Origin of the sequence: Streptomyces sp. NPDC014623, assembly GCF_043088245.1 — a bacterium.
Taxonomy (GTDB): Bacteria; Actinomycetota; Actinomycetes; order Streptomycetales; family Streptomycetaceae; genus Streptomyces.
Genome location: NZ_JBIBZU010000016.1, coordinates 174,143 through 195,549, shown reverse-complemented (window position 1 = coordinate 195,549; position 21,407 = coordinate 174,143). Strand labels below are relative to the sequence as shown.

General features: G+C 71.9%; 13 protein-coding genes. 7 read left to right on the top strand and 6 right to left on the bottom strand.

Annotated features, from left to right (window positions below; translation table 11 throughout):
• Positions 1 to 4: 4 nt before the first annotated feature.
• From ACF1FZ_RS25025 to epsC, 5 genes are all read right to left on the bottom strand, one after another.
• Complete coding sequence (locus tag ACF1FZ_RS25025) at positions 5 to 838, bottom strand: cupin domain-containing protein (protein ID WP_391775625.1); 834 nt, start codon at positions 836 to 838, stop codon at positions 5 to 7.
• 304 nt (positions 839 to 1,142) lie between these two features.
• Positions 1,143 to 2,093 carry a DMT family transporter gene (locus tag ACF1FZ_RS25020; RefSeq protein WP_391775624.1) on the bottom strand — a complete coding sequence of 317 codons (951 nt, stop codon included), beginning with the start codon at positions 2,091 to 2,093 and terminating at the stop codon, positions 1,143 to 1,145.
• 58 nt (positions 2,094 to 2,151) lie between these two features.
• Complete coding sequence (locus ACF1FZ_RS25015) at positions 2,152 to 2,688, bottom strand: cupin domain-containing protein (protein WP_391775623.1); 537 nt, start codon at positions 2,686 to 2,688, stop codon at positions 2,152 to 2,154.
• 2 nt (positions 2,689 to 2,690) lie between these two features.
• On the bottom strand, positions 2,691 to 3,674 hold the full coding sequence (locus tag ACF1FZ_RS25010; protein WP_391775622.1) for a PLP-dependent cysteine synthase family protein: 984 nt from the start codon (positions 3,672 to 3,674) through the stop codon (positions 2,691 to 2,693).
• A 43-nt stretch (positions 3,675 to 3,717) separates the two neighbouring features.
• A complete protein-coding gene (epsC, locus tag ACF1FZ_RS25005; RefSeq protein ID WP_391775621.1) occupies positions 3,718 to 4,437 on the bottom strand; it encodes a serine O-acetyltransferase EpsC in 720 nt (239 codons plus the stop codon).
• Between the two features lie 279 nt (positions 4,438 to 4,716).
• Between epsC and ACF1FZ_RS25000 the strand changes: the two genes are divergently transcribed.
• Positions 4,717 to 4,959 (top strand): 4-oxalocrotonate tautomerase family protein, encoded by a 243-nt coding sequence (locus ACF1FZ_RS25000; RefSeq protein ID WP_391775620.1) that lies wholly within the window; start codon positions 4,717 to 4,719, stop codon positions 4,957 to 4,959.
• Positions 4,956 to 5,945 carry a hypothetical protein gene (locus ACF1FZ_RS24995; RefSeq protein ID WP_391775619.1) on the top strand — a complete coding sequence of 330 codons (990 nt, stop codon included), beginning with the start codon at positions 4,956 to 4,958 and terminating at the stop codon, positions 5,943 to 5,945. Before ACF1FZ_RS25000 ends, ACF1FZ_RS24995 begins: the two co-directional genes overlap by 4 nt.
• Positions 5,946 to 6,686: 741 nt before the next feature.
• Here ACF1FZ_RS24995 and ACF1FZ_RS24990 read toward each other — a convergent pair.
• Positions 6,687 to 9,743 carry a BTAD domain-containing putative transcriptional regulator gene (locus ACF1FZ_RS24990; protein WP_391775618.1) on the bottom strand — a complete coding sequence of 1,019 codons (3,057 nt, stop codon included), beginning with the start codon at positions 9,741 to 9,743 and terminating at the stop codon, positions 6,687 to 6,689.
• Positions 9,744 to 10,368: 625 nt separating this feature from the next.
• On the opposite strand from ACF1FZ_RS24990, the gene ACF1FZ_RS24985 reads away from it, so the two are divergent.
• From ACF1FZ_RS24985 to ACF1FZ_RS24965, 5 genes are all read left to right on the top strand, one after another.
• Positions 10,369 to 11,034, top strand: a complete 666-nt coding sequence (locus ACF1FZ_RS24985) for a bifunctional 4-hydroxy-2-oxoglutarate aldolase/2-dehydro-3-deoxy-phosphogluconate aldolase (protein WP_391775645.1) — start codon at positions 10,369 to 10,371, stop codon at positions 11,032 to 11,034.
• Between the two features lie 5 nt (positions 11,035 to 11,039).
• On the top strand, positions 11,040 to 12,020 hold the full coding sequence (locus tag ACF1FZ_RS24980; protein WP_391775617.1) for a sugar kinase: 981 nt from the start codon (positions 11,040 to 11,042) through the stop codon (positions 12,018 to 12,020).
• A gap of 589 nt (positions 12,021 to 12,609) precedes the next feature.
• Positions 12,610 to 13,728 carry an SDR family oxidoreductase gene (locus tag ACF1FZ_RS24975; RefSeq protein WP_391775616.1) on the top strand — a complete coding sequence of 373 codons (1,119 nt, stop codon included), beginning with the start codon at positions 12,610 to 12,612 and terminating at the stop codon, positions 13,726 to 13,728.
• A gap of 60 nt (positions 13,729 to 13,788) precedes the next feature.
• Positions 13,789 to 15,387 carry a PfaD family polyunsaturated fatty acid/polyketide biosynthesis protein gene (locus ACF1FZ_RS24970; RefSeq protein ID WP_391775615.1) on the top strand — a complete coding sequence of 533 codons (1,599 nt, stop codon included), beginning with the start codon at positions 13,789 to 13,791 and terminating at the stop codon, positions 15,385 to 15,387.
• 41 nt (positions 15,388 to 15,428) lie between these two features.
• Entirely contained in the window at positions 15,429 to 21,404 is a 5,976-nt protein-coding gene (locus ACF1FZ_RS24965) for an SDR family NAD(P)-dependent oxidoreductase (RefSeq protein WP_391775614.1), read from the top strand.
• The last annotated feature ends 3 nt before the right edge of the window (positions 21,405 to 21,407 follow it).

The following is a 21,407-nucleotide window of genomic DNA, read 5'->3' as shown; positions in this document are numbered from 1 at the left end:
CAGATCACCTGACGTCGGAGGAGAGACCGGCGGCGGAGTAGAGCGCCGGGTCGTACGGGCTGGGGCCGCCGCAGGTCACGAAGCGCCGGGCTCCGGGACCGGTGTGCGGGTTGCGTGCGCCGTGCAGGACGCCGGGCGCGGCGTACAGGACGTCACCTGCGGCGACGTCGATCCAGCGGTCGCGCAGGTACATCTGGCCGATGCCCTCGAAGGCGATGAACGCCTCGTCGCTGTCGGGGTGAAGGTGGACGTTGAAGGTCTGACCGGGCTGCTGGATCCCGCAGTGAAGGCAGAGCTGGCTGCTGCCGTTGCCGGGCCAGAAGACGAAGTTCATGGTGGCGCGGTCGGTGTCGGGGGCGATCTGGCCGGTGCCACCGAAGCCGCGCAGCTGGGTCGTCTCGTCCCAGAGGCTGGAGAAGGGCTCGGGGGCCGTGCCGGCGCGGCGCCCGGCGGCCAGCGGAGTGCGCCACACGTAGACGGTCAGACCCGCCGAGTCGGCGGTGAGGGTCAGTGCCTGCCCGGTGGGCGCGTACACGGCATCGGCGCGGCCCACCCGGCGGATGCGGGGGCCGACCGCCGCCGTTCCCAGACCGTCGAGGACGACCGCGGTGTTCTCCTCCTCGACGCTCGCCTCGGGGCTGAAGGACTCGCCCGCCGCGATGCGTACGACGTGCAGGGTGACATGAGTGGCGCCCGCGGCGGGGCTCACCGGAGTGGCGAGTGTGGTCCGCCCGCCGGGCCGGCCCGGCAGGGGAGCGAACTGGAAGTCGGCGGCGGCGATGATGCGGGCGTCCCCGAGGGGAGTCGCGGTCAGGGTTCCCGAGGTGGATGTGCGCATGATGCGGTGGGCTCCTTGAGGGGTGGGGGAGGGAGTGAGGGGCTTGTGGTGCTTCCCTTCGTCCTGTGACTTCAGGTTCGCCCTGGCCGATCCCGCCGTCCTCCCGCTCCGCTACCGGTGCGAGGGACATGACCGGGAAGCGTCCCGGACCACTCGGCTGTCGTGCCCCGGTGCCGCCGGGGGGCGGGAGGACCGGGTGCGTTTGGCGCAACGAGCCGGGGCCGGCGCAGGCACCCGGAAAGGGTGTCCGCGCCGGCCCCGGCTCGGTGTGGTGCGTCGTACGGCTCCTGGTGCGGGCAGCTGCTTACGGGGTGGCCTTCTGCGGGACCCGGGCGGGTGCGACCGGGGCCGGCGGTGCGGTCTCCGCGCGCTTGGACAGGAGGGAGAAGCGGCCCTCAGCGAGAGCCAGTGCGGCGATGACGACGACGCCGCCCACCGGAACGTTCCAGGTCAGCGGCTCCCCGAGGGCCAGTACACCGACGGCCACGGAGAACACCGGCACGAGGTAGTTCACGCCGGACGCCGTCGTCGGCCCGGCATCCGCGATCAGCCGGTTGAGCAGGGCGAAGGCGATGCCGGTGGAGGCCGCGCCCAGCACCAGCAGAGCGAGCAGCGGCTTGGCGGTGAGGTCGCCGTGCAGCGTCCAGCCGGTCATGAAGGTGGTGACCACCACGGTGATGACGGCGGCGGCGCCGAGCTGGGCGGCGGTCACGGAGAGGGCCGGCAGCTTGTGGGGGCCGATGAAGCGGCGTACGTACACGAAACTGACGGCGTAGCTGGCCGCGGCGCCGACACAGGCGAGCTGACCGCCGAGCGTGCCGAACCCGTCGGTGTTCCACGGCCCGACGACCACGATCAGCCCGACGAACCCGCCGACCAGTCCGGCCACCTTGCGGGCCGTCGGCCTCTCCTCGGAGAGCGCGAGGGCGGCGACGCCCATCGTGATGAGGGGAGTCGCGCCCTGGATGACTCCGGCGGTGGTCGCGGTGGTGTGCTGCTCGCCGATGGCGAAGAGGGTGAAGGGGATGACGTTGCCGAAGACGGAGGCGACGGCGATGTGTCCCCAGATCTTGCGGGAGGGCAGGGTGAGCCGCTTCATGGCGAGGATGCCGAGGACGACGAGGGCGCCGACGATCAGGCGGCCGGAGGCGAGCTGGAGAGGCGCGAAGGCCTCCAGCGACATCTTGATGAAGGCGAAGCTGCAGCCCCACAGGGCGGCCAGCAGGCCGAAGCGGCCCCAGTTGGTGAGGTTCATGGTGTGTTCTCCTCGAGAGGGAGGCGGGGATGCGGGGAATGACAGCGAGACGGTTGCGTCAGTGGTGCACGTGGGGGGCCTGGTGCGGGTGTGTGGTGCCGTGTCCATGGGAGTGCGGGTGGTCGTGGTCCGTGTCGGGGGCGTCGACCTCGTACTGGTCGTACTTCTCCATCAGGGCGACCATCTCCTCGCGGGACGGACGGTTGCCGTCGGCCAGGAGAGCGGAGAGGCCTTCGAAGTAGCCCTCGCGGTGTTCCGCCGGGGTGAAGATGATCAGCATTTCGGCGAGCGAGTCGCTCTCGTTGCGGAAGCCGTGCACCGCCTTCTCCGGCACATGCAGGAAGTCCCCCGCCCTGGCCGTGCGCCAACCGGTTCCGTCGTGCAGGCGCACTTCGCCGGTCAGTACGTAGAAGGACTCCGAGATGCGGGAATGGTAGTGCGGGTCGGCTCCGCCGGCGCCGGGCAGCATCGAGTGGTGGAAGAGCCCGAAGCGGCCGTCGGTGGTCTCGGCGAGAGCGATGAAGCGGGTGGTGGTGGCCACTCCGATCTCGGCCTTCACCGCGTCGGCGTAGGCCCGGAACATGGCGTGGCTCATGCTCAGGCCTCCCACATGCTCAGATAGCGCTCACCGGTGTCGGGCAGCAGAGTCACCACGATGCCGTCGGCGAACGCGGGCCGACGGGCGACCAGTTCGCCGGCGTGCACGGCCGCGCCGGACGAGACACCGGTGAACAGGCCCTGACCACGGGCGAGCCGGCGCGCGGTGCGCAGGGCGTCCTCGTCGGAGACGGTGAGCACCTCGTCGATCAGCGTGACGTCGGTGGTGGCGGCGACGAAACCGCCGTTGAGACCCGGGATACGGTGCTGGCCCGCATAACCCTGGGAGAGGATCGGCGACTTCTCCGGCTCGACGGCTATCACCCGCACGTCCGGGTCCTGTTCCTTGAGGTGGCGGGCGACCCCGGTGAGGGTCCCACCGGTGCCGACCCCGCACACGAAGGCGGCGATGCGGCGGCCGGTGGAGGCGACGGCGGAGTGGATCTCGGGGCCGGTGGTCTCGTAGTGGGCCCGGACATTGTCCTGGTTCTCGTGCTGGCACGGGAACCAGGAGCCGGGAGTGGCCGCGTGCAGCCGCTCCGCCTCGGCGATCGCACCCGGGTAGCCGAGTGCGCTCGGCGTCTGGACGATCTCCGCCCCGAAGGCGCGCAGCAGCTTGACCCGTTCGGTGGTGGCGTTGTCCGGGAGCACGATCACGCAGCGATAGCCGCGGGAGGCGGAGAAGGCGGCCAGCGAGATACCGGTGTTGCCGGAGGTGGCCTCGATGACGGTGCCGCCGGGCCGGAGGTCGCCGCGGTTCTCTGCGGCGCGCAGCATGTAGAGGGCGGCGCGGTCCTTGCTGGAGGACATGGGGTTGGCCGACTCCAGCTTCGCCAGCACACGGGCGCCGGGAGCCAGGTCGCGCAGGCGCAGTTCCAGCAGCGGCGTGGAACCGACGAGGTCCTCGATGCGGGAGGCGACCGCGGGTCGGACGGGGGCGATGTGGGCCGGAGGGGCCTGTGCGATGGTCGTCACGGTTCTCATCTCTCGCAATCGGGGGAGTCGGAAAGTACGGACACGCGGGGGGTCACCAGGAGCCCGCGGAGGCGATGATGGTGAAGACGTCCTCCATCAACTCCGGGCGGCGCCCCGGTTCCTTGATGACGGCGGTGGGCGCGAGCACCCGGGCGCCGCCGGGGACGTCCTTGTTGACCAGGGCCTGTGCGCCGATGACCGCACGGTCGCCGACGGTCACCGGACCGAGGACGGTGGAGTTGGCACCGAGGACGACACCGCTGCCGACGACGGGGTGGCGGCGGTCACCCTCGGGCCGCTTGTTGTCGCTCCACCAGCCGACCGCGCCCAGGGTGACCTGGTGGTACATCGTCACGTCGTCGCCGACGACAGCGGTCTCACCGATCACCACCCCGGCGCCGTGGTCGATGAAGACCCGGCGGCCCAGCACCGCACCCGGGTGGATCTCGACCGCCGTCACCCGGCGCGCCCACCGTGCGAGCAGCCGGGCCGGTATCCGCAGACCACGGCGGTGCATGCGGTGAGCGACCCGGTGCGCCCACAGTGCGGTCAGCGCGGGGTGGAGCACCGCCTCCTTCGCGCCCCGCACGGACGGGTCGCGTGCGACGACGACGTGGAGGTCCTCACGGAGGGCGGCCAGAAGGCGGGGCGTGGGGGAGGCGGGGGTGGCGTCGGGGGCGTCCGCCGTCGCGGGACCGCCGGGGGAGGCGGTGCCGGAAGCGGTGCCGGAGGCGGGAATCGGCTCCGGTTTCGTCGGGCTGAGCAGGCTCATCGTGGCTCCAGTGGAGGGGCGGGCCTCTTGACTGGAACAGAGCGTGCCGGGCCGCCTTCCCACTGGAGTCCCGGCCCGTTCCTGCCCGGTGGGGCTCTCGGCGAGGTCGGCGGAACGAAGAGGGAACGTGGCGGGAAACAGACGGGAACGGCCGCCCTCACACTCGCCTGAGCACCACCTCCGGCTCTCCCGCCGCCCCGGGCTCTCCGGGGCCCGGCCTGTCGGCACCCCGGTCGAACCGCCCATCGACCCACTCGAATTCGAACAGAGGAGCTCCCCGTGCCCGTGATCTCAGTCGACTGGTGGAAAGGGAACGACCGTGCCCAACGCGAGGAGCTCGTCGGCGAACTGACCGCCTGCGTGTCCCGCATAGCGGGATGTCCCAAGGAAGCCGTCACCGTCATCGTGCGGGACGTGGAACCCGGCCACTGGGGGAAGGGCGGAGTGCTCGCCGACGTGCTCCAGGCAGATGCCGCCGTCGCCCCCACGCCCGCCCTGCAGGACACAGGTGGACAGCCATGACGTCGCCCCCCGGGTCCGGTCACTCCGAGCCCCGCCCTCTCCTTCTCGTCTCCCCGCCGCCCCGGCTGGTCGCGGAGGCGACGGAGGCCGGTTTCCATGTCCTCACCGTCACCGACACAGCCCGTTTCCCGGACGACGACGCACTCGGCGCGCACCTCGCGGAGACCGCCCGGACCCACCGGGTGAGCATGCTGATCGCCTGCGGCGAAGCGAGCGTCCTGCCCGGTGTGCTGGAGACGGCCGAACGGCTGGGACTGTCCCCGAACCCGGCCGCCGCGGCCCGGCTGCTCGCCGACCCGTCACTGATCCGGGGCCTGCTGACCCGCAGTGGCCCCCAGTGGGCAGCGGTCGCGCTGCCCACCGGGCCGCGGGACGGACCGCTGCCGTACGACGTCGAGTACGGCGTGGAGACGCTGACGGCGGAAGGCATGCACAGGGTCACCGGTATCGTCGAATTGCGCTTCACGGAATCGGGCGAGACCTCCGCAGGGCCGTCGCCCGAGCCGGGTCAGCCTCCCGGCGGCGCCGGCACGGCGAGGGAGGATGCCCCCCTCCACGCCTTTCCCGCGCCGCTCACCCGGCAGGAAGAGGCAGAGATCCGGGCCCTCGCCACCGGACTGCTCGACCTCGCCGGATACGAATTCGGGTACGCCTTCACCCGGATCGCGCACACCGCCGACGGCCCCCGCATCATCAACTCCCGTACTCAACAAGCACCATGGCCGACGTCCCAGCTGATCGAACTGACCACGGGGCTGGTGCCGGAGCGGGAACTGGTGCGCGCACTGTCGGGAAAGCCGATGGAGGCGCCCGTGCTGGTCGGATGCGCCGCAGCCGTCCCGCTGCGTGGTCCGCACGACGCTCCGGAGGACATCACGGCACTCGCGGGCGTGCGGGAGGTGCGGGACGGACACGTCCTGCTCACGGCCCTCACCCCTGCCGAACTCGCCGACCGTACGTCTGCCGTCCTCGATCGTCTGACCTGACCCGGTCCCTCCCCCTGCGAAGGCCCGCCGAGCTATCCGGCGGGCCCTTCGCGTACCTGCGGTCCCGGCGTCCTTCCCCGTGCCTTCCCGTGTCTGCGGTGAGGGTTTCCCGCTCCGTTCCCGGCGGACGGGGAAGGGCGGTAGCGGAAGTGGAACAGGTCGGGAGCGGGTCCCGCGAATGTCGTTCCTGTCAGCAGGGAAACCCAGGCAGGACCACTCCAGAAGGCGGGAAACCAGATGCGGAACACGGTGTTCACGATGGCGGGATTCGTAACGGCGGCCGTTCTCACGCTGGGGGCGGGCAGCACTGCCGCACTCGCGGCCACGACGGACCGTACCGTGCACGCTTCGGTGGCCACCGCGTACCTGGTGACGAACGAGGGTGAGGGTCCGAACGTTGCTCCGACGTCCGGTGAGGGTCCGAATGTCGCTCCGACGTCCGGTGAGGGTCCGAATGTCGCTCCGACGTCCGGTGAGGGTCCGAATGTCGCTCCGACGTCCGGTGAGGGTCCGAACGTTGCTCCGACGTCCGGTGAAGGCCCGAATGTCGCTCCGACGTCCGGTGAAGGCCCCAACCTCGCGGCCTGACCGTGACCGCGTCCTACGTATCGGCGTTCCTCCACCCCGGCGCCCCTTCCACGCGGAAGCCCGCTCCCCGCCAGGGGAGCGGGCTTCCGCGTGCCGACGTCGATGGCGGACGAGCGGAATCCGAGGTATGCCCGATCCGGCGGGAAGACCGGTTCAGACCACCCGCCCTGCGGGAATCCCCATCGCGTCGAAAGCCCCGTCCGCCGTTGCCAGGTGGACCCGGGCCGTTTCGTGATCGCCGAGGTGTTCCAGGGCGCGGCCCATACCGGCCAGCGCGCGTGCCTCCTCGACCCGGTAGCCCACGCCGGAGGCCGCACGATGTGCCTGCTGGTGGAGTTCGAGCGCAAGGGCGTACCGGCCTCTGCGGGTATGCAGCCGGCCGATGATGTTGCCGACGGCCGCTTCCCGCATCGGCGCACCGCTGAGGTCGCCCAGCCGGAGCGCGGAGTCCGCCCACTCGGTGGCCTGAGTGGTCTCGCCGAGCCGGTCTGCACTGTCGGCGGACAGGGCGAGCAGCAGGGACATGTCGGCGGGCGACATGACGTCCGCGGCCAGCTTGCGGGCCCGCCGCAGCAGATCGGCGGCCTCCTCCACCGCCCCCAGGCCGAGCCGGGCGACCGCCAGATCGGTGAGGCCCTCGACCTCTTTGTCGACGGCTCCGATGCTGCGGGAGAGCGTGACGGCACGGGTGGCGGCCTCCACGGCTTCGGGGAAGCGGCCCCATTCGGCGTACAGATTGCTCAGATTGGTGAGGGACTCGGCTTCGGCGCGCTCCGCACCGAGCTCACGTTTGATCGCGATGGACCGTTCCAGGCGGGGGAGAGCCTCGTCGTACCGTCCCAGCGCGCTGAGCAGGAGACCGAGGACGCCGGTGTCCTTGGCTTCACCACGCCGGTCGGCGAGGCGAACGGCCAGGTCGAACGCCTCCTCCGACATCGTGATGCCCTCCTCGAAGCGGCCCAGCTTCCAGCAGGCGATGGCCAGGTTGGACAGGCTCAGCCGCAGCAACGCCGGATCACCGAGCCTGCGGGAGGCGGTGACGGCAGTGCGGCACAACTCCCGGAACTCCTCCAGGCGCCCCCGCAGATCGAGCGGGAAGACGACGTTGGCGGCGAGCAGTCCGACATGGCTGTCCAGTTCCCAGCGATACGCGAGGGACACGCCGGCCAGCAGCGAGTCCTGTTCGCGCTCCAACCAGTCCCGGGCCTGCTCGGGACTGTCCAGCGGTGGGAGCTCGGCAGCCGACCGGAGCTCGGGGCGGCGGATCCGGGCCCGCCCGGGGAAGAGGAGGTCGCAGGCCGCGTCGGTGGCGCTCAGCGCGAAGTCGAGGAGGCGGCGCACGGCGCGAGCCGCCTCCTCGTCGCCCGGGGTGCTCCCACCGTTCCCGGGCACCGGGGAGCCGCCGCCTCGCGAGAGGTTCTGGGCGAAGCTGCGGACCAGGTCGTGGAAGACGTAGCGGCCGGTCTCGTACTGTTGCAGCAGGTGCATGTCGAGGAGGTACTCCAGTACGTCCTCCGCCTCCCGCGCCCGTTTGTCGAGCAGGGCGCCGGCCGCGTACGCCTCGATCTCGGCGCCGGGATGCTGGCCCAGCAGCCGGAACGCCTCCCGGGTCTCGGCCGACAGCCCCTCGTAGGAGAGCCTCAGGGTCACCTCGACACTGCGCTCGCCCGAATTGAGCTCGGACAGCCGATGGGCGTCGTCACGGAGCCGGTCCACCAGATAGCGGACGGTCCAGCGGGGACGCTTGCGCAACCGGGCCGCGGCGATGCGGAGCGCGAGCGGCAGATGGCCGCAGAGCTCGGCGAGCTGCGCGACGGCCTCCGGCTCCGCGCGGGCGCGGGCACTGCCGAGGACACCCTCGACGAGGGCGACGCTGTCGTGCGGGGGCATGACACCGAGGGAGACGGTGTGCGCGGCATCGAGGTCCACGAGCAGGGCACGGCTGGTGACCAGGACGAGGGTCTGGGTGGGAGACGCGAGAAGTGGCCTGACCTGGGACTCGTCCATGGCGTTGTCGAGCAGCAGGATCATCCGGCGGGAGCTCATGGTGCGCCGCCACAGGGCGATGCGGCCCTCCGCGTCGTCGGGGATGCGCTCGCCCGGCGCACCGAGCATGCGCAGCAGGGCCTCGGCAGCGGCCCCGGCGCTGAGAGGCTGCTCGCTCGGGGTGAACCCACGGAGATCGATGTGGAGTTGCGCATCCGGGTAACGGTCGGCGAGCTGGTGGGCCGCGCGTACGGCGAGGGAGGTCTTGCCGCTTCCGCCCATGCCGTCGATGGCGACGATGAGGGGGCCGGTGCCCGGGGCGTGCGCCACGAAACCGAGCAGCTGGCGTACCTCCTCCTCGCGGCCGGTGAAGTCGCGCAGGTCGTAGGGAAGGGTGGAGGGCGAGCCCTCCGGGGTGAACGGAGCGACGGCGGGTCCGGCGGGCTGGGGCGGGGCGGCGAGCTCGGGGCTGTTGCGCAGGATGGCCTGGTGCAGGTCGGTGAGGGCGTCGCCGGGGCCGATACCGAGTTCGTCGACCAGGAACTCGCGGACCTTCGCGAACTCCTCCAGCGCCTCGGCCTGGCGCCCGGACTGGAACAGGGCCAGCATCAGCTGGCCGCGCAAGGTCTCTCGGAGCGGGTTCGCTTCTATGAACTCCCTTAACTCACCGATAAGTTCACTGTTCTCGCCCGCGGCGAGCCGGAGGTCGAAAAGCTGCTCGACGGCGGTCAGCCGCCGCTCCTCCAGAGCCGCGGAAGCGGCGGAGAGCACAGAGCCGCCGCTGCCGGACAGGAGAGGGCCCCGCCACAGTTCGAGTGCCTCGCGCAGCGCGGTGGCGGCGTATGCGCTCTGCCCTGCGGCGGTCGCCTCCCTGGCTTGTTTCAGCCCTTCGGTGAACTGGCTGAGGTCCACCTGCTCGGGCGTGGTCAGCGCCCGGTATCCCGGCCCCTCGGTGACGATCAGGTTCCGCCCGTCGGGGATGCGCTGCCGCAACTCGGCTACGGCCTTCCGCACCTGGTGGGCGGCGGTGGCGGGTGCGTTCTCGTCCCAGGCTGCTTCCACCAGCCGGAAGACGGGGAGCACGCGTTGGGGCTCCAGCAGCAGGGTGACCAGCACCCTTTCGTGCACGGGGCCACCGACCCGGACGCGTTCCGCCCCGTCCCAGCATTCGAACGAACCGAGAATCCGGAAGCGGACTCCGCGCCCCCGTATGTCCTCGCCCATGAATCTCGTCCCTCCAGCAGGCCTCTGAGCAGCTGCTGCTGCCCCCCATGAACACCGACGTCCCCCGTCCTGCCGGCCCGAATCCGCCATCACATCAGGGCTCTTCGGTGGGCGGCAAGACGGCACCCCGTGCTGTGGCTTCAAATTCCTCCTCCGGTAAAAAGTTGATATGCCATCAGCGCATATCCGTCACCCCGGGCCATACCCCGGGGCCGGCCGTCCGGCGGGACCCGGACGTGCGCGTCGCAGGGCCGGGCGACATCGGTGACAGCCGTCGGGCCCTCCCCGTGGTTGTGTGGGGGCACAGGCCGGCCGCGTGGTATCGGGACCGGCGCCCCGCCCGGCCGTCCCCGTGACCAGGACGGCACGGCCGACGGGACCACACGTGCCCACGGGCGTCCGCGGCTCGGTGAGTGGATGAGGATGCCTCCGGAACCCGCGGTGCGGATGGCGCCCGGGCCGGGGGAGGCCCGTGTCGTGGCACCCGCCGAGGTCTTCGGCGTGCTCCTCGCGCCGCACCGCCCACCGGGGGCCGCCCCGCCCGCCATCGGCCTCCGGATAGCCTTTACCGTTCGGAACATTCTCACCCAGAACAGAGCATCGCTATCCACTGGACGTGAACCACATGCACTCCCCGAACCCCCTGACCAGCGACACCTTCGCCCACGTACTCCGTCGCACCCGGCTGGCGGCCATCGTGCGCGGCTCCGACGCCGACGCGGCCCTGCGCACCGTCCTGACCCTCGCGGAGGAGGGCGTGGCACTCGTGGAGGTCTCGCTCAACACCACCGACGCCCTCGGGGTCGTACGCCGTGCCGCCTCCGAGGTGGGGCCCGGAACCGTCGTCGGCGCGGGCACCGTGCTGAGTGAGGACGACGTCGCCCGCGCCCACGAAGCCGGGGCAGGCTGGATCGTGACCCCCGCGAACACCGAAGCCGTGGCCGCGTCGGTCAATGCCGGGCTGCCGGTCCTGGCCGGCGCCCTCACTCCGGCCGAGGCCGTCGCGGTCCGGCGCGCGGGCGCCGACGCCGTCAAGCTGTTCCCCGCTTCACTCGGCGGCCCCGCCTATCTCAAGGCTCTGCGCGACCCCTTCCCCGACATGCCGTTCGTGCCCGTCGGCGGAGTGGACCTCGCCGGCGCCGAGCAGTACCTCGCCCACGGCGCGGTCGCGGTCGGTGTCGGATCACCGCTGGTGGGCGACGCCGCACACGGCGGCGACCTGACCGCCCTGCGCGAACGCACCCGCCGGTTCGTGGCACTCTGCGCCCGCGACACGCGAGGGGAGGCGTGAGGACCGTGGCCGGGACAGCATCCGCGTCCGCCGATGTGCTGACGTTCGGTGAGACCATGCTCGCCACCCAGCTGCCCGGTGCCCTGACGGTCGGCGCCCAGGCCCGTACCACCGTCGCCGGTGCCGAGTCGAACGTCGCCATCGGGCTGGCCCGGCTGGGCCACCGCGCCGCCTGGGCAGGCCTCGTCGGTGACGACGAGCCCGGCCGCCTCGTCCTGCGTACGCTCCGCGGGGAAGGCGTCGACGTCTCCCGTGCCGCCGCCCATGCCACGGCCCCCACCGGCGCCATGCTCCGCGAGCAGCGCGTCGCCGACCTCGTGCGGGTCCACTACTGGCGCAGCGGTTCCGCCGCCTCCCTGCTCACCCCCGCCGACATCGGGCCCGCACTCGGTGACGGCGCCCGAGTGCTCCATCTGACCGGCATCACCTGCGCCCTCGGGCCGGGCCCCCTGGAGGCGGTGCGTGCAGCCGCCGCCCACGCCCGCGCCCGGGGGTGGACCGTCGCTCTGGACGTCAACCACCGGCAGCGGCTCTGGACGGCCGGGGAAGCGGGCCGGGCGCTTCGTCCGCTGCTGCCGCACCTCACCGTCCTGATCGCCTCGGACGACGAACTGCCGGTCGTCACCGACGCGTCCACCGAGGGGCCCGACGGGGAGGAGCGAGCTGTCGACGCGCTGCTCGACGCCGGAGTGCGAGAAGTGGTCGTCAAACGCGGGGGAGAGGGAGCGGCGTTCCGGGACCGGCGGGATGTCCGGTACTCCCTGCCCGCCTTGCGCGTGCCCGTACGCGACACGGTGGGGGCCGGCGACGCGTTCTGCGCCGGATACCTCTCCGGCCTCCTCGACGGACTTCCGCCGCACGAGCGCCTCGCCCGTGCGAACACACTCGGTGCGTTCGCCGTCGCCTCGGACGGCGACTGGGAGGGGCTGCCCCGCCGCGACGAGCTCGGCCTGCTCGCCGCCGCACCTGGCACCGCGATCCGCTGACGCCGTCCGGACCGGAGACGCGTGAGCGGCCCCCACCGCGATGACGGAGCTCCTCCCCGGCGACCGCCGAGGAGGAGACCGCCGCCGGGGCCGGGACGCCCTCGCGGCGAAGAACGCGCGGTGTGCCGTCGCGCAGACGCGCCCGAGGCGGGCGCCGGAGCCCGCGTGCGCCCCGGGCGCGGGCCGGATGCCCGGCGGGGTGTTGCGTTCCTTGCAAAGGCGGGTTCCCGCCGGACCTCGCGCAGTCCGGTGACGATCGCTTCGGGGCGGGCGCCTGTTCTCCCGCGACGGCGCCCGGCTGTGTCCCGAAGGAATGAACAACACGGCTTGTAACATGCCCAATCGGGCGATTTCGTTACGTCATAGTGAGGGACGGGGCATAGGGTCCCCGCTCGCCCTCCGCCGGGACGCAGGGCCGATCGGGTGAATCTGCGCCCACGTGCCGGTCATGCCGTTTCCCTGCCGACAGACCGGTGGTTGTCCATGGCGTAGCTCCGTCCGGTGCGGTTCACGGACGGCTGCGCCAGTCTCCGCGGTCCCCTGAAAGGGCAACCGGATCTTCGTTCTCTGACTCTGGAGTTACTGAAAAGTGCGCGTCGCTCTTACCGGGGGCACCGGATTCCTAGGACTGCGTCTCGTCCGTGAACTGCTGGAGCGGCATGACTCGTTGACGGTCCTCGCGCATGCCGGGTCGGAGGGCGCGCTCGGGCGTATCACCCGCTTCATGGAGCTGACCGATGCGCCCGCCGCACTGATCGCAGAACTCCCCGGCAGGCTCCGTGTCGTGGAGACCGACCTGTGCAGGCCGGGACTGGGACTGCCCACCGCGGCCTTCCAGCGGCTGGCCGACGAACTGGACGTGATCTGGCACAGCGCGGGCAACATCAACCTCGACGACGAACTCGGAAACCTCCGCCGGGTCAACGTCGAAGGAACCCGGCACGTGCTGGAGCTGGCCGCAGCCGGTGCCCGCCGGCCGTTGGTCCATCACATCGGCACCGCCTTCGTGGGCGGCGCACGTCGTGAAGGTGTCGTCTACGAGGACGAACTGGACGACCGCCACGGCTTCGAGAACAGCTACGAGCAGTCCAAGTACGAGGCCGAAGTCCTGGTGCACGACTGGTCGCGGCTCCACGGGCGGCCGGTTGTGGTCATGCGGCCGAGCGTCCTGGTCACAGACCTGCCACCCGGCCCCGGGCTGCCCCAGCACCCCCTGCAGTTCCTCACCCGGATCGTGCAGGCCGTGCTGTGCGGCGGTCGCCCCGCCCCCAGCGGCGTTCCCGAGGGGCACCGGCCGGTGGTCAGGCTGGTGGGCCACCCCCGCGGGCATCTGAACCTGATGCCCGTGGAGCACGCGGCCGCTGTCATGGTCCAGCTGGCGAACCGGCCGCCCTCCGGGCGGACCGACGTCTATCACATCGTCCATCACCATGATGTCGCCACCACCGTCCTCACCGCCCTGGTGGAGAGGACGGCACCGGTCACGGTGCGGCTCGTCGCGAGGAAGCCGGACGACCCGACCCCGCTGGAAGCGGCCACGGATCTCCACCCCGGGTTCACGCCGTACCTGAGTCACCGCCGCCGTTTCGACGACACACGCGTGCGGAACCTCCTGGGCGCTTCCCCGTCCGGCATCCGCGTCGATCTCGACTACCTGACCACCGGCATCGGTGCGAGGCGGCCCGCGGTCACCACCGGAGCGCCCTGACCCGTCCCGCCACCTCTGCGAGGTGTCCCACCTCACGCACGCTGTTCGAGTCTCCTCCTGATGGGAAACCAGCCCGTGTCCCTGCCGGCCCCTCCTGACGAAACCGTCACCACCTCACCGGCCTTCACACCGGAGCAGATCGCGGCCTGCGTCCGGCAGGTTCGTCACCACGCGCACATCGTGGCCGGCTCCACCGGCCGGGAGCTGGGCCTCGTGATGGGCCCCCGGCCCGTGGGTGACATCGTCGGCACACTGCCACCGCTGTATCCGGAGTGGCTGGGCGGGCGGACGTTCTGCGAGGCCCACGGTGTCCGATTCCCCTATGTGGCCGGGGAGATGGCGAACGGGATCGCGACGACACGCATGGTGGTGGCCATGGCCCGGGCCGAGATGCTCGGGTTCTTCGGCGCCGGCGGTCTCGGCCTTCCCGAGGTGGAACGAGCGGTGCACGAGCTGACGGCGGAACTGGCCGGAAGACCGAACTGGGGCGTGAACCTGATCCATTCGCCCGGCGAACCCGATCTGGAGTACCGGGTCGCCAAGCTGCTGCTGCGTCACGCCGTCCCCTGCATCTCGGCTTCGGCGTTCATGGACCTCACTCCGGCCGTGGTGCTGTGCTCGGCAGCGGGGCTGCACCGGGGCCCGGGCGGACAGATCGTGCGGCGTACCCGTCTCTTCGCCAAGGTGTCGCGGCCGGAGGTCGCGGCACGCTTCCTGTCGCCTGCGCCGCCCGAACTGCTGCGTCCCCTGGTCGAGAGCGGAGAACTCAGCGCGCAGGAAGCCGCGTTGGCCGCACTGGTGCCCGTGGCCGAGGACCTCACGGTGGAGTCCGACAGCGGCGGACACACCGACAACCGGCCCCTCGGTGTCCTGGTGCCGCGGATCCTCCTCCTGCGCGAGGAAATCACCCGGCGCCACGGATACACGCGGGCGGTCAGGGTCGGCGCCGCCGGTGGACTGGGCACTCCGGACGCGGTCGCCGCCGCGTTCGCCCTCGGCGCGGCCTACGTGGTGACGGGCTCGGTGAACCAGGTCGCCGTGGAGGCGGGAATCTCGGACGAGGCGAAGGCGATGCTGGCCGACGCCGACATCGCCGACGTGATCATGGCCCCGGCGGCCGACATGTTCGAGCTGGGCGTCAAGCTCCAGGTCCTGCGCCGGGGAAGTCTCTTCGCCCAGAGAGCCGGACACCTCCATGCCGCGTACCAGGCCCACTCCTCTCTCGAGGAACTGTCCCCGCAGCTGCGTGCCAAGCTCGAACGGGAGGTCTTCGGAGCCCCGATCGACGACGTATGGGCGAGAACCCGGCGCTTCTGGCAGCAGCGCGACCCCGCGGAGGCGGACCGCGCCGAGCAGGATCCCAAGCACCGTATGGCACTGGTCTTCCGCTGGTACCTGGGGAACTCCAGCCGCTGGGCCATCACCGGGGACGCCGCCCGGCGCAGTGACTTCCAGATCTGGTGCGGGCCGGCGATGGGCGCGTTCAACCGGTGGACCGCAGGCAGCTGTCTGGCGGACCGGGCCAACCGGTCCGTGGTGCAGATCGCGCTCAACCTGCTCGAAGGCGCTGCGGTGGCCACCCGCGCCCACCAACTCCGCACCTACGGGGTGCCGGTGCCTTCCTCGGCGTTCGCCTTCGTCCCGCGCCCCCTCGCCTGACCGCGCTCCAGCACCCGCCGACCAGCAAGGAAGTGGACAGCGTGTCCTTCTCCGGCCCCCGACAGGTCCCGATCGCCGTGGTCGGCCTCGGTGCTCTCGTGCCGGGCGAGCACGGCGCCGACGGGTTCTGGCGCACGGTCGTGAGCGGCCGTGACCTGATCACCGACGTCCCCGCCGCCCGCTGGCTCGTCGAGGACCACTACGACCCCGACCCCGCCGCACCGGACAAGACCTACGCCCGCCGGGGCGCCTTCCTGTCCGATACCGGGTTCGACCCGATGGCTTTCGGTATCCCGCCGAACGCCCTCGGGGCGACGGACACCGTGCAGTTGCTCGCACTCACCGTCGCCGAGCGAGTCCTCGCCGACGCCGGCGGCCTTCGGGAAACGGAACGCGACCGCGTGTCGGTGATCCTCGGAGCGGCCTCCACGGAACTGCTGACCCACATGAACGCGCGGATCCAACGCCCGGTGTGGCTCAAGGCCCTCCGGGAGAACGGGATCCCCGAAGAGGAGGCGCAGGCCGTCTGCGACAGCATCACCGGCCACTACGCCCCCTGGCAGGAATCGACCTTCCCGGGGCTGCTCGGCAATGTCATCGCGGGCCGCATCGCGAACAGGTTCGACCTGCACGGCACCAACCACACCACGGACGCGGCGTGCGCGAGTTCCTTCGCGGCGCTCTCGGCCGCGGTCAGCGAACTAGCGCTCGGACGCGCCGACTTCGTGATCAGTGGAGGCGCCGACGTCTCCAACGACGTCGCTACGTTCATCTGTTTCTCCAAGACACCGGCCCTGTCACCCAGCGGTGACTGCCGCCCGTTCTCGGACGCGGCCGACGGCACGATGCTTGGCGAGGGCGTCGTCATGTACGCGTTGAAGAGACTGGCCGACGCGGAACGCGCAGGCGACCGGATCCATGCCGTCGTCCGCGGGATCGGCACCTCGTCGGACGGCAGGAGCGGCGCCATCTACGCGCCGGTACCCGAAGGGCAGGCACGGGCCCTGCGGCGCGCCTACGAGGACGCAGGCTACGGCCCGGAGACCGTCGAGCTGGTGGAGGCGCACGGAACCGGGACCGCTGCGGGGGATGCCGCGGAGTTCACCGCTCTGCGCCAGGTGTACGAGGAGTCGGGCCGGGAGGACAGGCAGTGGTGCGCTCTCGGCTCGGTCAAGTCGCAGATCGGTCACACCAAGTGTGCCGCCGGTGCCGTCGGCCTCCTCAAGAGCGTCCTCGCCCTGAACCACAAGGTCCTCCCACCGATGATCAAGGTGGACCGGCCCGATCCCGCCATGCGGATCGACGACAGCCCGTTCTACGTGAACACCCGGCCGCGCCCGTGGGTACGTGCCTCGGATCAGCCGCGCAGGGCCGCCGTGTCCAGCTTCGGCTTCGGCGGCAGCAACTTCCACGTCACCCTGGAGGAATACGCCCCTTCCCCCGGTGCCGCCGCCCGCCCGGCATGGCGCACCCGAACCGCCCCCACCGAGTTGGTGCTCCTCAGCGCCCCGTCGGCAGCCACCCTGCTGGAACGGACGATCGACGACGACCGGCCGCTGTCCGCGATCGCGCGGGAGAGCCAGCAGGTCTTCCGCGCGAGTGACCCCGTACGTCTCGCGATCGTCGCGGCGCACGAGGACGACCTGTCAGGAAAAATCGAGCAGGCCTTCGCACTGATCGGCCGTCAGCCCGACACGGGTTTCTCCACGCCGACGGGTGTCCACTACGCCGCGGGTGCGGTCTTCACCGGCCGGATCGGATTCCTCTTCCCGGGGCAGGGCGCCCAGTACGTCGGCATGGGCGCGGACGTGGCCATGCTGTCCCCGGCCGCCCAGGCGGTGTGGGACCGGCTGGGAACCGTGGAGTTCGGCCGCCAAGCGCTGCATCGCGTGGTGTTCCCCCCGCCCGCCTTCGACGACGAGGACCGGGCCGCCCAGCGGAGTCTGCTGACCGCGACCGAGTGGGCCCAGCCCGCACTGGCGGTGCACAGTCTCGCTCTGATCGAGGTGCTGCGCGGGCTCGGCCTGCGGCCGGACTGCGTGGCGGGCCACAGTTTCGGTGAACTCGTGGCGCTGCACGCGGCGGGTGCACTGGACGCCGAGTCCCTGGTGGACCTCGCCCGCAGGCGCGGTGAGCTGATGCGGGAGGCGGCGGCCGTGCCGGGCGCCATGCTGGCCGCAGCGGCCGGACGCGCCCGGATCGAGGAGGCCATCGCCGGCTGCGGCGCCGCGGACGTCTGGCTGGCCAGCCACAACGCCCCGGCACAGACCGTGGTGTCCGGTGCCGCCGGTGCGGTCGAGAGCATCGAACGGAAGCTCGCCGCCGAGGGGATCACCACCCGGCGGCTGGAAGCCGCGACGGCCTTCCACAGCCCGGTCGTCGCCCCGGCGAGCGAACCGCTCCTCGCGTACCTGCGCGGGATTCCGGTCGGTGAACCCCGGATCGACGTCTACGGGAACGCAGGCACCGGGGTCTATCCCCCCGAGCCCGGGGAGATCAGACGCAGGATCGCCGGCCATCTCGCCTCACCCGTGCTGTTCAGCGACGAGATCGAAGCGATGTACGCCGCAGGGGTACGGACGTTCGTCGAGGTCGGTGCCGGTGACTCGCTCTCGGGCCTCGTCGCGCAGATCCTCGGCGACCGCGAGCACCTGGCGGTCGGCCTGGACCGCAAGGGCCGCAACGGAGTCACCTCCCTGCAGGACGCACTCGGCCGGCTCGCCGTGTGGGGCGTCCCACTTGACCACGACAACTTGTGGGCGCCCTACGCGCCGCCCGCAGCGCCAGCCGAGGAGAGCAGGCCCAGGATGACCGTACAGATCAACGGCAAGAACCACGGCCGGGTCTACCCGCCCACCGGCGGGGCCGACGCGCGGCCCGCGCCGAACCCGCCCCGCCGGCCCGACGTGCCCCAGCCCGTTGCGCAGGTTCCGGCCCAGGCGACCGCTCTCCCCGCTGCCACCGGACCGGCGCCCGGCGCCCCGGCCGAACCGCCCGTGCCCCCTGCGTCTGCCGCAACAGGTAAGGACGCCGGCTGGTTCACCGTGATCGACAATGTGCAGCGCTACACAGCACAGGCCCATGAGGCCTGCCAGCGCATGCTGATCGACAGTCACCTGGCCTTCCTGCAGATGACGGAGACGACCTTCGCCGCGATGCTGGGAGCGCAGGGCGGCGGAAGCACCGGTACCCCGGCGCCGGCCGCGCCACCCGGCATGCCGGTCGCACAGGCGGCCCTGCCCACCGAGCCCGTGGCCGCCGCACCTTTCGCAGTCGCCACCGAGCCCGTGACTCCGCCCGCCGCCGCACCCGCAGCCGCCGCGCCTTCCGCGCCGTACGCCGCGCACACCGGCCCCGGCACGCTCCGGGAACCACCGCCGGCCCCCGCTCCCCAGAGCATGCCCGCAGAGGGCTTCGAGGAGTTGCTGCTGTCCGTGGTGGCGGAACGGACGGGGTACCCGGTCGAGATGCTGAACGTGGACATGGAGCTCGAGTCGGATCTCGGGGTGGACTCGATCAAGCGGGTGGAGATTCTGTCCGCCGTGCGGGAGCAGGCGGGTGGCCACGCGGACAGGGAGGTCGGAGAACTCTTGAAGCTCCGCACGCTGCGGCAGATCATCGAAGCGTTCACGGCCACCACGGAGACGGCCACCACGGGGACGGCCGACATCACGGAGCCGGCCGCCGCCACGGGTCCTGCCGCCACCGCCCCCGCCGACGGACCCCGGGCCGGCAGGGACATCCCCGCCCCCCGGCACGAGCCCGCCGGGCCGGTACGACTCAGCCGGCTCGCCGTCCGTACGGTCGGCGCACCCGCACCCGGGCTGGCCCTGGCCGGTCTCGGGGACGAGCCGATCGCCGTGACCGGGGACGGTCTCGGAATCGCGGAGAGGGTGGCGGCCAAACTGACCGGCCGCGGTCTCCGGGCCACCGCCGTAGCCGGCGTCCCCTCGGACTCGCGGGCGGTCGTACACCTCGGCGGCCTCGTTCCGGTCGCCTCTGCCGAGGCCGCGCTGGCCGCGCAGCGGGACGTCTTCGAAGCGGCGAGGTCCGTCGCGTCGCGCTTCACCGCCGAGGGCGGGGTGTTCGTAGCCGTACAGGACACCGGCGGAGACTTCGGACTCAGCGGAAGTCTGCCCGAGCGGGCCTGGCTCGGAGGTATCGCCGCGTTGGCGAGGACCGTGGCCAAGGAGTGGCCCCTGGCCACGGTCAAGGCGATCGACTGCGAGCGCGCAGGGCGTGACGCGGACGCCGTAGCCGAAGCGATCGTCGCGGAACTGCTGGACGGCGGACCGGTGGCGGAGGTCGGCCTGCGCGCGGACGGTACCCGCACCACCCTGGCCGCGGTGCCGGCGCAGGCGGAGCCCGGGCCGGCCGCGAACATCGGCCCGGAGTCGGTCATCGTGGCCACCGGCGGAGCCCGCGGGGTGACAGCGGCCGCCCTGCTGGACCTCGCCAGGGCCCACCGCCCCCGCATCGTGCTGCTCGGCCGTACCGAGCTCACCGACGAACCGCGGGAGCTGGCGGCGGCGGCCGACGAGGCCGCGCTCACCCGGACCCTCGCCGAACGCTCCGGAGGGGCCCTTTTGGCCGAGGTCGGAGCCGAGGCGCGAAGGATCCTGGCGGCCCGGGAGGTCCGGTCCACCGTGGCGGCTCTCGAGAGCGCCGGTTCCGGGGTCCGGTACGTGCCCGTGGACGTCCGGGACGGCGCGGCACTGCGCGGCGTACTGGAGGAGGTACGCCGCGAGTGGGGGCCGGTCACCGGAATCGTGCACGGTGCCGGAGTGCTGGCGGACAAGCTGATCGCCGACAAGACCGACGAACAGTTCGACCAGGTCATGACCACCAAGGTGGACGGCATGCGCGCGCTGCTCGCGGCCACCGAGGGCGATCCGCTCGACACGATCGTCCTGTTCTCCTCGATCGCCGCAGTCTTCGGCAACGCCGGGCAGAGCGACTACGCCATGGCCAACGAGGTGCTCAACCACGTGGCCTGCGCCGAGCGCACCCGGCGGCCCGACTGCCTCGTACGGTCCATCGCCTGGGGCCCGTGGGACGGAGGGATGGTCACCCCCGCGCTGGCCGCGCACTTCGGCCGGTCCGGTGTCCCGCTCATCCCCGGCGGGCCGGGTGCCGCAGCCTTCACCACCGAGCTGAGCAACGGCGGAGCCGACACCAGGGTGGTCATCGCGGCCGGGGCCGGTCCGGGCTCCGCGGCAGCCGTCACCGATCCGGCCGCGGCGCAGCTGCGCATCGACGCGCACACGCATCCCTACCTCGCCGACCACGACGTCGCGGGTGTACCCGTCCTGCCGTTGGCGCTGGCCCTGGACCGGTTCGCCGGTGCCGCCGCGGCCTGGCGGCCGGACGCGGGCCACCTGGTGCTGCGGGATCTCCGCGTCTTCAGCAAAGTGACCCTGCCGCATCTGGACGGCGCGGGCCATCGCCTCACGGTGAGCGCTCGTACGGCTGCGACCGGCTCTCCCTCGGCCCTGGAGGCCGAGATCCTGGGGGAGGAGAGCACGCCGCACCTCCGGATCCGGATGGACTTCGAGGCGAGCCCGTTGCGATCGGAGAGCTGGGACACCCCGCAGGGCCTTGCCGCACCGCAGCACACCGAGATCTACGACGGCCGGGTGCTGTTCCACGGCCCACGGTTCCAATCCCTCCGATCCGTCGAGGGGATCGGCGCGGACGGAGCCGAGGCGACGGTGACCGGCCTGACCGAACTCGGCTGGGGTGGAGAGCACTGGCAGCTCGACGTGGCCGCCACGGACGGTGCTCTGCAACTCGCCGTGCTGTGGGCGGGCGGCGCGCTGGGGTACGCCACCCTGCCGATGGCGGTCGCGGAGTGCAGGGTGCACCGGAGCGGCCCCGTCCAGGGCGTCGTGCGGTGCGTGGTGCGGGCCCGGAAGGTGCATGACACGGGAGGACGCTGCGATGTGGCACTCGTCGACCCGGACGGCTCCCCCAGGGTGGAGCTGCTCGGCGTGGAACTCGTGCGACGCCCTTTCTGAGCC